Source organism: Treponema medium (assembly GCF_017161265.1).
Lineage (GTDB): Bacteria > Spirochaetota > Spirochaetia > Treponematales > Treponemataceae > Treponema > Treponema medium.
Genome location: NZ_CP031393.1, coordinates 49,750 through 62,896 on the forward strand (window position 1 = coordinate 49,750; position 13,147 = coordinate 62,896).

Consider the following 13,147-nt stretch of genomic DNA (forward strand, 5'->3'; position numbering starts at 1 on the left):
CTTTAGGGCATCTCGCAATATTTATGGTTAAATATAGAAAATAGCAACTCTCTTGCACAAGAATATATTTATAGATACAATTACCCCCTATTAAGTATCGCTGCAGGTTGTATATAGCCGAAAAAATCGATATTTAGGAAAACTTTATCTGAGAGAGGCTTGACACAAATGAAAGAAACCATTATTATCCCCCCCCCCCCCCCCGAAAATATTTTTCAATTCGACGTAAGCTTATCTGTGTATTTGGATTACTCATGCTGCTTGCGATTTCTGTTTTAGGAATTACCGCAACAACTATTTCAAAAAAAGCGCTGTTGGAAAAAGTCCGCATCCAACTTACTGAAAAGGCGAAAGACACTGCTGCTCTGATAGATGAACGTATTAATACTTTTTTTGCCACCCTCACCGCTATCGCACGACAAGAATCTCTGAGAAAAGACATCTCGTATGAACAAAAGATTGCTATCCTTGCAAATGAACTCGCATTCAACAATTCTGAAATAAATGCATTCGGAATTTGCGACAAGGAAGGAAATGTATGGCTTACCGATGGGAAACAATCGAATGTTGCCGATCGAGAATATTATCAATCTGCACTCAATGGAAAAGCTTATGTAACGGAACCGATGTTTTCTCGGGCAAGCAATGACCTTTTTACATTTTTCTCGGTTCCGATTTATGATGACGAAAAGAATATAATCGGCGTTTTATATGCACGTGTTGACGCAGCCGGTCTTTCTAAAATGATATCTGATATTGTAATTGGAGAAACCGGTGACTGCTATGTTATAGGACTTTCCGGTAATACTATCGGAGACCCTGACATTGAAGCGGTAAAATCCCAAGAAAACAGCATGGAAAAAGCGAAAAGCGATCCTTCCTTTGTCGAAATAGCAGCATTCGAAAAAAAAGCATTGCAATCTACAGAACCGGATGTAGGGTTCTATGATTGGGACGGCGAAAAACAAATAGCTGCTTTTGGAATAATTGCAAGTACCGGATGGCGGATTATCGTTGCCGCTCCTATATATGAATTTTTAGGCAGTATAACGGTTATGCAAAAACTGCTATATACCATTACGGCTATAATCTTAATATTCGCAATTATTGTCGTGTATATCACTGCATATAAAATAGTAAAGCCGATAAAGGCAGCAGTTGAGGCGTTAAAAGATATAGCGCAAGGAGAAGGTGATTTAACGGTACGCTTACCGGTTGTAGGGCATGATGAAATCACGGATCTTTCTAATTACTTTAATCAAACAATAGAGAAGATCCGTACATCGGTTAAAACGGTCGAAGATAGCTCAGAGGTTATGCAAAGTGTCGGCGAAGAGCTTGCAAGCAACATGACCGAAACGGCAAGCGCCGTACATCAAATAAATGCAAATATCGAAAGCGTTAAACAACAAACGTTTACTCAAGCAGCAAGTGTTACCGAAACAGCAGCTACTATCGAAGAAATTGTACGCACTATTCGACAGCTTAACGGCAGTATCGAAACACAGGCAGCGAGTGTTGCCCAATCTTCTTCATCGATAGAACAAATGGTTGCCAATATTACATCAATCGGGCAAACACTCGGTAAAACCGACGAGGCTATCAGAAGTCTTACCGGCGCTACGGGAGACGGAAAACACACATTGATAACATCCAATGCGGTTACCAAAAAGATTGCCGAAGAATCGGGGTCTCTGATAGAAGCATCAAGCGTTATCCAACATATTGCATCGCAAACGAACCTGTTGGCAATGAACGCTGCAATAGAAGCCGCGCACGCAGGAGAAGCAGGAAAGGGCTTCGCCGTCGTCGCAGATGAAATCCGCAAACTTGCCGAAGATTCAGCTGCCCAAGGAAAAACAATAACAACAACGCTTAAAACGCTATCGGCTGAAATTGAAACGCTTTCCGATTCTTCCAAAATCGTTGAAGGAAAATTCAATACAATCTTTACCCTAGCTGAACAGGTCAAAGAGATGAGTAACCACCTAACTGCGGCAATGAGCGAACAGGAACACGGCAGCAGAGAAATACTTACCGCTATCAAAAACATCAATATGGTAACATTGGAGGTTCAAGCAGGTTCCGCTGAAATGCTAAAAGGTAGCGAAGGCGTTGCGGAAGAAATGCGGAAATTGGATAACCTTACACGCGTTATTACCGACAGTATGAACGAAATGGCTTCCGGCGCCGTACAAATCAACAATGCAGTACAGGAAGTTAACGGTATTACGCAGCAGAATAAGCGGAGTATTGAGAGTTTAGTCGCAGAAGTTGCTAAATTCAAAATCAATTAGGGAGGGGAAGACACTTTTTTCGGATAAAAGATTTCTTCCCTTCCCTAGAACCCATCCTATTTTCAAAATAGCCGCTTAGGGTTCTACCCTAAAAACCCGCCGTGATTCTAGGGTTTAGTTCTGAAATAAAAGTTTCACCGTAAGGTTTTTACGAGAAACACATTCCCGTCCGTCCATGGACGGACGGGATTCGATGCAGAATCGCATCTAAATCTAAGGGAACTGTCAAAAAACTGAAGTTTTTGGGCAGCCCCTCGCAAGGTAAAACATGTACATGGACGTACATGTTTTACCGAGTCTCCGCTTCGCTCCTAGCATCTGCTCCGCTATTTTCAAAAGCATTAGAAATAGTTTTTTCCGATAAAAAGAAAGGGCTTCCTCTATAACCCCATCTAAAGAAAAATGACGACTAGGGGGGGGTTACGTGCGCGCTATTCTCAGCATGGCGATGCTCAAGAACGTAAAAATTAAAAGAGGGAGAAACGCGCCTGCAAGTGGGGAAATATACTCCCATTTTGCAAAAAGCATGGTCATCATCTCAGTAACATAATAGAGAACTGCAAGGGCTAAACTAAAGAGCAAACTCATCAGCAGGATATTTTTTTTAAAGCGACCGCCGATGGAAACAGAAAAAAACAAAACAATGAACGTTGTAAACGGGAATGAAAAGCGGCGGTAATATTGCGAAAGGTATTCATGGTAGGGTAACCCCATTTTTTTTAAATTATTGATAAAGAGTTTTGCCTGTGCAATAGTCATCTCATCAATAGATGTAATATTCCGTTGAAAGGTTTCGGGAGGTTCGGAAAAAAGTTTCTCATCGATTGAATCTTGGTAGAGAACATCATTGTCGGCGGTAAAGGTATAGATTGATTTATCCGTTACCTCCCAATGATCGGTCTGCCAGTATGCCGAATTACCTTTTATAACGGTAGAAATATCGCCCGATTCGGTACGTATCACAATCAGCACATTGCTCAATTCCTTTTGATTATCATCGTAATAATCGGCAAAATACACAACCTTCCCCGACTCGGATAAAATAACCAAATCACTGCTATTCAAATTCTGTTGAGGTTCCAAGATAGAATTTACCAGTGCAATTTTCTGCCGTTGAAAGTGAATTAAGATACGATCCTCAAAATAAAACATCCCTATCGATAACAAAAATCCGCACAGGACAAGCGGAGCCACCAACACAGCAAGCGGCATACCGGAGGCAAAGATCGAAGTAAGTTCATTTTTTGCGTACATATTTCCCATTGTATACGAACTTGCAAACAAAACAGAAAGCGGCATTGCAAACGATATACACTTGGGCAAATACAAATACATCACCCGAAGCAATGTAACAAAGCGTGCTTGATTTTGCAAATACTGCGGTAGATTGAGAAAAAGATCACCGAGCTGTAGGAGCAAAATAAAAAATAAAATCGTTATCACAAAGACAGGGAAAAAGAGCTGCAGCAAATATCTTTGAAGAATTTTCATCTGAATAATTTTTTCCCCAGCAGCACAATGGATGCGGCAAAGACCATAATATTGGGTACCCACATAGCAACAGTACCGTTCCAATCAAGCCGTAAACAGAGCGTTTGCCCACCCATAAACAGCGCCCAATATGCAACGGCTATTAAAAGACCTAATACAAAACCAACACCTTGATTATGTACCTTACCGGCACTACTGATGGCAAAGGCAAGTAATACAAAAAAGAAGGCGCCGAAAGGAATAGAAAATTTCTTATGAAATTCCATCCAATACAGATTGAGTGTCCGATTATCTTCGTTTTGCGTTTGTTTTTCCTTTATATCTTTATAGAGATCAACTGAGGACATTTCAGAAGGTCCAATCGTATTAAAATAAGAGGATTTAATAGTTTTTGCAAGCACGTTATAGGTTACCGCTTCACCGTTCACCGCATCATATTTTTTTTTATCGGAAGGATCTAAGATAAGAAGGTGCGGCAACGCCATTTTGAGTGACATCACGATTGACGGATCATCGGACGTTTCAATCTCGGCAGTCTGTGTGCCAAGTATACGGAATGCTTTATCCGCGTTCTTATCAATGATCAAAAGATTATGGATTTTTCCATCCTGTATTAATCCCGTTACAACAACCGCATTACGATTGCGTTTTACGGAATAAGAAGAAAGCTCTAGCGCAGGGGTTGAGGTTGCAATATCCCAATAGACGCGCCTAAAATTAACAGCACTGGCAGGCAGCAATACATCGTTGGTAAAAAAGGAAACAATCGAAACTACCAAACCGACCAGTAACACCGGTAACATTAAAAAGCGAGGCGAAATACCCAGTGCGTTCATGGAAAGAAATTCCAAATCACTGACAAAACGACCAATGCCCATGAGCGTACCGATCAAGGCGGCAAAGGGAGCGGCATTCGCGATAACCGCAGGCAGCGAATACAGCATCAGCAGTGCAACATCTTTAAAAGGAGCTTGTTTTGAAAGGACATCTTCCGCCAACAACAGAATATTATTAACAAAAAATATAAAGAATAAGAACAAAAAGCAGACAAAAAAGTACAGCAGCATCTCTTTGACAATATATAAAAAAAGCTGCTTTTGTCTTATGCCTATCATCTTTTATACCGTTAATCACTGTTATAGGAACAGGGATGTCTCAAAAGTTGGTTACTTTTTCAACATCCTCATGCCCTAATCACCCTTATATCAATTTATGCAATACCGGTAGAGCCATATCCGTTGCAACCCCGTCCGGTTTTTGAAAGCGCATCAGTGTGTACAAAGCTCACCTGTAGTGCCTGAGCAACCACTGCCTGCGCAATTCTGTCGCCGTTCCGGATGGTAAAAGGTTCGTTGCCGAGGTTTACCAACAGCACGCACAGTTCTCCGCGGTAATCGGAATCCACTGTACCGGGGGTATTGAGCACCGTAATGCCATACTTCAAGGCAAGTCCCGAACGTGGGCGCACTTGCAGCTCATACCCCACAGGTAATTCAACAAAAAGCCCCGTCGGGATGAGCTTACGCTCCATCGGGTTCAGCGTTATCGGTTCCGCCAGATATGCATGCAAATCCGCGCCGGCGGAACCGGGTGTTTGATATTCAGGCAGCAAGGCTCCTTCCTTGAGTACGGAAAAAACCTTTACCGCCCCATCAGCAATACTCACCGTTTTTCCTCAGAGAACGGCTTAATGGCTGCCGGTTTTTTCCTGCTCTTCGCAGGCATCGATATACGAAAGATTTAAGCGACCGAGCTTATCGATTTCCAACAGCTTGACGGGTACTTTTTGTCCTTCCTGCAACACGTCGGTAACTTTTTCGATGCGGCTGCGCGATAGTTTGGAAATATGGCAGAGTCCTTCTTTACCGGGAAGAATTTCGATAAAGGCGCCGAAATCCTTGATGCACTTAACGGTACCTTCATAAATTCTGCCGACCTCAGGATCTTCCACGATGCCGGTAACCGCAGCCTTGGCGCCGAGCGCGGATGAAGAATCACGCCCGTAGATGGTAACCGTACCGTCGTTTTCGGTATTGATTGTTACATGGTATTGTTCGGACAGCGCCTTGATAATTTTTCCGCCCGGTCCGATGAGCGCTCCGATCTTATCAACCGGAATCTTGAGCGTTTCAATCCGCGGCGCATACTTGGACACCTGCTCGGACGGCTTGGAAATAGTTTGGTTCATAATGCCGAGGATATGGAGCCGGCCTTTTTTTGCCTGCTCGAGCGCTTTTTTCATAATCTCAGCGGAAACGCCGGCGATTTTAATATCCATCTGGAAACCGGTGATACCTTCTGCGGTACCGGCAACTTTAAAGTCCATATCACCGAGATGGTCTTCTTCGCCCAGAATATCCGAGAGTACCGCAAAGCGGTTTCCATCGGTGATAAGCCCCATTGCGATACCCGCTACCGGTTTTTTCATCGGGACGCCGGCGTGCAGCAGTGAAAGCGTACCGCCGCACACGGTTGCCATTGACGAAGAACCGTTAGATTCCAGAATTTCGGAAACGACACGGATGGTATACGGGAACGCTTCTCTGGACGGAATCATCGGCATCAAGGAGCGGTGCGCAAGGTGCCCGTGCCCGATTTCGCGGCGTCCGGTTCCAAGCCGTCCTACCTCACCGACCGAATAGGGCGGGAAGTTATAATGCAGGATAAAATTCTCTCGGCGGTCGCCTTCGATATCATCATAGACTTGTTCATCAAACACAGTACCGAGTGTAACAACGGCAAGCGACTGTGTTTCCCCGCGGGTAAACACCGCAGAACCGTGCGGCCGCGGCAGCACACCGATCTCGCAGGTGATGGGGCGGATATCTTCCAAGCCGCGTCCGTCAACCCGCAAGCCTTTTTCCAGTATGTTTTCGCGCAAAATATGGTATTCCATGTCGTCGAATAAAGCGGCAAAGAGCTTCGCCTGTGTTTCATCGGCGAGTTGCTTCGCATACTCTTCGGCCAGCGCCTTTCTGATAACATCGCAGGCTTCGCGGCGCTCTACCTTGCCCTTTGTGTATAAGGCTTTGGAAAGTTCGGGATACGCCTTTGCATAAATGGCATCTTTATTTGCGAGCGTTGCATTCACCGGTGCAAGCGGCAGCTTTTCCTTGCCGCACGCCGCGCGGAGCTCATTTTGCAGCGCACAGATTGCTTTGATAAATTCATGCGCTTTTTCCAAGGCCTTGAGCATAACCTCTTCCGAAACCTCGTGAGCGCCGCCTTCTACCATCGTAATGCCTTCGGCAGTACCCGCGACAACGATTTCCATATCAGCCTTTTCAATCTGGCTGAATGTCGGGTTTATCACAAACTCGCCGTCGAGGTATGCCACGCGAGCCCCCGCAACCGGCCCGTTAAACGGAATGTCGGAAATAACAACCGCAGCCGAACTTGCAATAACCGCCAAAATATCCGGCGGATTGATCATATCCGAGGAAATACAGGTCGGTACAATCTGAATTTCCCGCCCGAACGCTTTTTCAAACAACGGTCGCATCGGACGATCGATGAGCCGCGAAACTAAAATCTCTTTATCCTTAGGACGACCTTCACGTTTGATAAAACCGCCCGGTATCTTTCCTGCTGCATAGTATTTTTCATTATAATCGACGGTTACCGGTACATAATCGAGCCCCTCAACTGCCGTAGACGACGCACACACCGTCGCCAACACTGCGGTTCCGCCGTACTGCGCATAAATAGCGCCGTTTGCCTGTTTTGCCAGATGGCCTGTTTCTAAAATTAACTCTTCATTTCCGATCTTATACGTTACTCTCTGTCTCATAATCTTTCCTTCTATTAATTACAATTCCTCAAATTACTTATAAAAAACGGCTACCTACCTGTTTCCGATAGGTAACCGTTTTATGCCGCTTAAATCGATTTAAGGAAAATCAAGGAAGCCGTCCAAAAACCGAGGTTTTCGAATATGCCCTGTCCCCTGCACATTAAGCAGCATCTATCTTACTTGCGCAAGCCTAACTCTTTAATAAGGGCACGGTAGCCTTCGAGGTTGGTACGCTTGTAGTATTTCAGCAAGCGCCGGCGCTGTCCTACCAATACCAAAAGTCCCCGCTGGCTGCTCTTATCTTTTTTATTGATTTTGCAGTGCTCAGTGAGCTGGCGGATCCTATCGGTCAACAACGCAATCTGAACTTTGGTATTGCCCGTATCTTTTTCGTTTGCACCGAATTTCATAACAACCGATGCAGTGTGTTCTTTTGTAAGTGCCATTTCTTACTCCTTCCGTATAAATTCCAATTTGTGTATCAATGTTCCTGCGGCGAACGGAACCGGCGCTGCGATCTCTTCGGAAACTTCAAGCAACGTATCCGTAACCTCCACCTGTACAGGAATAATCTCTCCCGTTTGCAAATATGCAGAGGCTGAATACCGTCCGTTCTGTGGGAGAATCTGTGTTATAGCCGACTTTTCGATCGACCATACAGAACCCTCTCTCCGCTGGACTATTTTTGCGACATCTAAGAAAAAAGGATACCCGAGGAGGTCTTTTGCAAGGGCGAAATCAGCTTGTTCAACGGCATGGCGTATTGCACTTGAGCTGATACGCTCTTGCTGTGCCGAATAAAGCTGTTCGATGGAATCAAAACAAAAGCCCCTTTCACGAGCAAGGCGCTGTAAATCCCCTACTCCCGTATCGTGGCGATACCCGCAGGAAAAATCACTGCCAACGGCAAGATATTTTATGCAGATAGTTTTTATTAGTATGTCAAAAAAAACAGCACCTTTCATTTTAGCGAAATCGGTGGAAAAGTCAATCAGCACCGTAAAGCTAAATCCTTGCGCGGCAAATTTTTGCAGCCTCATTTCCAGTGTAGAAACATCGCCTGTATATGCATTTCCAATCTTAACCGACCGAGGGGAACGGAAAAAGGTGATGATTCCTGCGGGGATGCCCTTATGCTGTGCAGCTGCCAGTACCGCCGATAAGATACGCTCGTGCCCGCGGTGCGGCCCGTCAAAACCGCCGATCGAAATAGCGGAACCCTGTGGATATATGTTTTCTTCTTTTATTAAATCATCCCAATAGATAATCTTCATCACTCCAGCCTATCAGGGCAAACACCTCAGATTCTTTGTAATATACACCGCACGAATCAATTTACACATCTGACGCGTTTACCCTGCCTTGATTGAATACAGTCTCATAATGAAACCGGTTACCGTTTTTTGTAATCAGTCCTGCACAGCATCCACCGTAAAAGACTGCGATAGTTCCGCCGTCAGAAAGCGGTCGCGTACCTGTAAACCAGTGCCCGCTGATGGGCTTCCCGTTCATAAACGCAGAATAATATTTCTCTTGAAGCACCGCTGTTTGAAAATGCATAGCGCGAGCAATTTCTTCATTCAAAGGCAAAGCTGCCTGCTTTATCTCTTCTTCAATAACCGAATACGATACAGGCTTTGAATCCGCCGCAGTGCTTCCGAAAGGAGGCAACGCTGAAAAACCTGCCGCCTGTTCAAGGGTAAACGGCCCGACAGCCGTACGCCTAAGCGCATAGACATACGCGGCAGAACCGCAGCGGTGCGCAATATCCCGCACCAATGAACGGATATACGTCCCCTTGGAGCAACGCACGCATAGCACAGCGCCAAGCACTTTTTGAGCTACGCCTATTTCGGATTGTTTGGTACCAAATACTTTTTGAGCCGTACTCAATGCAGCTGCATCCGTTTCAGAGTGTTCGGCGCCTAGCATTCCTTGAGACGCATGATCGCCGGAATGTTCGGCGCCCGTATCCGAGCAGGGGGGGGCGGAACCCGCCGTATCAGCTTTCGGGGCATAAAAAATTTCTTCAATGTCGATGCTATAGATGGTAACGGTTCGAGGTGGAACGGTTACCGCTTCTCCGCGCCGTATTCTATCGGAAAGCCGCTCCCCCGCCTGCTTTACCGCCGAATAAACAGGCGGCACTTGCTCGATGGTTCCGGTCAGCTGCTTGCTTGCCGCAATAAAGTCGGCATACACCGGGAGCGGCTTTTCGGAGATAACAGTTCCTTCAGGGTCGAGCGTATCGGTTTCTTTTCCGAAATAGAACAGCACGCGATAGGTTTTATCAAAATCCGTGATATACGGTACAAGTTTAGTCAATTTTCCGGAAAGCAACACCAGTAAACCGTCAGCAAAGCTGTCGAGCGTACCGGTATGCCCCACTTTTTTAGTACCGAGCGCATGCTTTACCTGCCAAAGGGAGGTAAAGCTGGTTACACCGGAAAGTTTCGCAAAGGGGATAATAAATTGAGGTTCACTCTTGGGCATTGTTCCCGGAATCCGACGCCGCTTCTAAGGCTTCAAGTTTTTTTACCATATTGAAGCCTTCTTCGATACTTTCGTCATAGATAAAGGTAAACTGAGGACACTGATGGATATGCAGCTTTTTTGCCAAGCTTGTGCGGATAAATCCCGCCGCGTTTTCCAAGCCCCGAACGCCCTGCTTTGTCTTGTGTGCATCCATAAAGCTGGAAACGTACACCTTTGCGTACGCAAGGTCGCCGGACACTTCTACTCTGTTTATCGAAAGAAAGTTAGAAACACGCGGATCTTTTATCTTTCCTGAAAAAATCAACTGAGAAATTTCCTCGCGGATTTGCTCCGCGAGTTTATCCAAACGGAACTCACTCATTCGGATGTTTCTCCGTTACCGGTATGGGCTTCGGGCGCTTCATAACGCTGCGTATCCGTCAGCTTGCGTGCCACCTCGACGGTTTCGATAATCTCAAGCTGATCCCCGACTTTTATGTCGTTGAAGTTCTCAAGCGCAATACCGCATTCATAGCCGGCAGCCACTTCTTTGACGTCATCCTTAAACCGGCGCAAGGACGCAAGCTTACCGGAGAACACCACAATACCGTCGCGGATAAGGTGAACCGTACTGCTCCGTTTTACCGTACCTTCAAGTATATATGAACCGGCGATATTGCCGACCTTAGGTACTTTAATGACGCTGCGGATTTCAGCCATACCGATAACATTCTCTTTAATATCGGGACTGAGCATTCCTTCCATAGCCTGCTGAATTTCTTCAACGGCCTTATAGATAACATTATACTTGCGAATATCGACTTTTTCCTGTTCGGCAAGCGCCTTTGCCTGCGATGTGGGACGGACATTAAAGCCGATAATAATCGCATTGGAATCCGCCGCGGCAAGCATAACATCGGAGTCGTTGATTGCGCCGGCAGATGCATGGATAACATTCAAGCGTATTTCTTTTGTAGACAGCTTTTCGAGCGATTGCTTCAAGGCTTCTACCGATCCCTGTACGTCGCCCTTGATAATAACTTTCAGTTCAAGGACTTCGCCCTCAGTAATCGTTTCATACAGATTGTCGAGCGTCACCTTCTTCACATTACGTGAATCTTCAAACCGTTTAAGCTCCTGCCGCTTTAACGAAATCTGACGAGCCATACGTTCTGATTCGGTTACTTGGAAGGGATCACCCGCATTCGGCATTCCTTCAAGTCCTAAAATCTCTACCGGCATACTCGGCGTTGCTTCGTCTATCTTTTCACCTTTGTCGTTAAAGATAGCGCGAACACGTCCTGAATAAACGCCTGCAACATAGGGATCTCCGGTATGGAGCGTTCCACGCTGTACGATAATCGTTGCGACAACGCCGCGTCCGTGATCGATCTTAGACTCAACCACCTTTCCTTCCGCGCGGCAGCTATAATTCGCTTTCAGCTCCAATACTTCAGCCTGCAACAGGATTGCATCGAGCAGGTCGTCGATTCCCTTTTTCTGCAACGCTGAAATAGGAACATAGATCGTATCTCCGCCCCATTCTTCGGCAACAAGGCCGAGTTCGCCAAGACGGGTTTTTATCTTATCGGGATTCGCTTCCGGTTTATCAATCTTGTTGATTGCAACGATTATCGGAACCTTTGCATCCTTCGCATGGTTCAACGCTTCAATTGTCTGAGGCATAACGCCGTCATCGGCTGCAACAACCAATACGACGATATCGGTAACCTCGGCTCCGCGCGCACGCATCATCGTAAAGGCTTCGTGACCGGGCGTATCAAGGAAGGTAATATTTCCCTTGGGAGTAGACACCATATAGGCGCCGATATGCTGCGTAATACCGCCGAATTCATGGGCAGTAACATTGGTACTGCGAATAGCATCCAGTGTCTTGGTCTTACCGTGGTCGACATGTCCCATAATAGTAACAACCGGCGGACGTGTCAGCAACTCGGCATCTTCATCACTAACGGTTTCGATAATGGTCTCATCATAGAGGCTGACGATTTTCACATCGCATTCGTATTCCGAAGCAAGGATGGTCGCAGTATCTGCATCGATGGACTGATTCATTGTTACCATCATGCCCATTTCCATCAGCTTACCGATAAGTTCCGATGCTTTAAGGTTCATCTTTCGAGCCAATTCCGCAACGGAAATAGATTCCATCATTTCGATGCTCTTGGGAACGGCGCTTACCTTTTCTTTAGCTTTCTTCTTCTGTTGCAGCAGCTTTTCTTCAAAGAATTCGCTTTCCTGATCTTTACGCAAATAGGTCTTTTTGCCCTTAAACGCTTTTTTAGTATTCTGTTTGTTGGTTTCAAGCGGCATCGGGCTTGACATCGGCCGACCGCCGGCACCACCTCTATTCTGTCCGCCTTGGAAACCGGGTTTATTAAAGCCGCCCGTACGCGGTCTATCCGACGAATAGCCGCCTGCTCGACCGCCACGATTGTTCTCACCGCGTCCATCCTGCTGTGTCCGCCCTTGTCCACCGGTAAAGCCGGACTTATGCCGATTACCTTGGTTACCGAACCGGCTCATTGGTTTAGAACCGCCCGCAAGATTCCCCGCGCGACGGTCGGGTCGTTTGCTGCTTAAATCCAGCGAACGAATTTGATTCTTATTATCAGATTGCGTCTGTTGAGCCTGAGATTGGGTTTCGGCATTCTCTCTCCGTATCGGTTTATCAGACCGATTCCTGTCATAACGCTCTGTGCGCTCACCGCTGTGCTTTTGCACGCGCCGGTTTTCTTCTCCCTGCACATGAGCGGGACTTTTTCGTTCTGCAGGCTGTGCCGAGCGTTCCGATGTTTTTTTCGCCTGAGGAGAAGAGTCCACAGGAGTTGAAGATACAACAGGGCGCCGTTTAGGTTCGCTGACAGAACGATCTCCGGCAGCGTTTGAATGAGCGGAATTCGATGCGGGATGTGCAACCGGCTTCAGCTTACGCTTTATAGTCCGCACCGGTCTTTGTTCTGCGGTTTGCTGTACCTGAGGCTGAGCTGCCGGCGCTGAAGCCGGTTCCGGCTTTGCCTTTTTGAGAATAACTTTTTGTTCCTGAGTATTTTCGATACCGTCTGCCATA

General features: G+C 46.2%; 10 protein-coding genes. 1 reads left to right on the forward strand and 9 read right to left on the reverse strand.

Annotated features, from left to right (window positions below; genetic code table 11):
* The first annotated feature begins 254 nt into the window (after positions 1–254).
* Positions 255–2,297 carry a methyl-accepting chemotaxis protein gene (locus DWB79_RS00235; RefSeq protein WP_016522126.1) on the forward strand — a complete coding sequence of 681 codons (2,043 nt, stop codon included), beginning with the start codon at positions 255–257 and terminating at the stop codon, positions 2,295–2,297.
* Positions 2,298–2,717: 420 nt separating this feature from the next.
* Here the strand turns inward: DWB79_RS00235 and DWB79_RS00240 are convergent, their stop codons facing one another.
* The 9 genes from DWB79_RS00240 to infB form a co-directional block, all read right to left on the reverse strand.
* On the reverse strand, positions 2,718–3,788 hold the full coding sequence (locus DWB79_RS00240) for an LptF/LptG family permease (protein ID WP_016522127.1): 1,071 nt from the start codon (positions 3,786–3,788) through the stop codon (positions 2,718–2,720).
* Positions 3,785–4,903 (reverse strand): LptF/LptG family permease, encoded by a 1,119-nt coding sequence (locus DWB79_RS00245; RefSeq protein ID WP_016522128.1) that lies wholly within the window; start codon positions 4,901–4,903, stop codon positions 3,785–3,787. The genes DWB79_RS00240 and DWB79_RS00245 overlap by 4 nt, the downstream gene beginning before the upstream one ends.
* A gap of 95 nt (positions 4,904–4,998) precedes the next feature.
* Complete coding sequence (gene dut, locus DWB79_RS00250) at positions 4,999–5,454, reverse strand: dUTP diphosphatase (RefSeq protein ID WP_016522129.1); 456 nt, start codon at positions 5,452–5,454, stop codon at positions 4,999–5,001.
* 21 nt (positions 5,455–5,475) lie between these two features.
* Positions 5,476–7,578, reverse strand: a complete 2,103-nt coding sequence (gene pnp, locus DWB79_RS00255) for a polyribonucleotide nucleotidyltransferase (protein WP_016522130.1) — start codon at positions 7,576–7,578, stop codon at positions 5,476–5,478.
* A gap of 179 nt (positions 7,579–7,757) precedes the next feature.
* Positions 7,758–8,027, reverse strand: a complete 270-nt coding sequence (rpsO, locus tag DWB79_RS00260; protein ID WP_016522131.1) for a 30S ribosomal protein S15 — start codon at positions 8,025–8,027, stop codon at positions 7,758–7,760.
* A gap of 3 nt (positions 8,028–8,030) precedes the next feature.
* A complete protein-coding gene (locus tag DWB79_RS00265; RefSeq protein ID WP_016522132.1) occupies positions 8,031–8,855 on the reverse strand; it encodes an FAD synthetase family protein in 825 nt (274 codons plus the stop codon).
* Positions 8,856–8,916: 61 nt separating this feature from the next.
* Complete coding sequence (truB, locus tag DWB79_RS00270) at positions 8,917–10,074, reverse strand: tRNA pseudouridine(55) synthase TruB (protein WP_016522133.1); 1,158 nt, start codon at positions 10,072–10,074, stop codon at positions 8,917–8,919.
* Positions 10,061–10,438 (reverse strand): 30S ribosome-binding factor RbfA, encoded by a 378-nt coding sequence (gene rbfA, locus DWB79_RS00275; RefSeq protein ID WP_016522134.1) that lies wholly within the window; start codon positions 10,436–10,438, stop codon positions 10,061–10,063. The genes truB and rbfA overlap by 14 nt, the downstream gene beginning before the upstream one ends.
* Positions 10,435–13,146: a translation initiation factor IF-2 gene (gene infB, locus DWB79_RS00280; RefSeq protein WP_016522135.1), complete on the reverse strand. Its 2,712-nt coding sequence runs from the start codon at positions 13,144–13,146 to the stop codon at positions 10,435–10,437. The genes rbfA and infB overlap by 4 nt, the downstream gene beginning before the upstream one ends.
* Position 13,147: the final 1 nt, after the last annotated feature.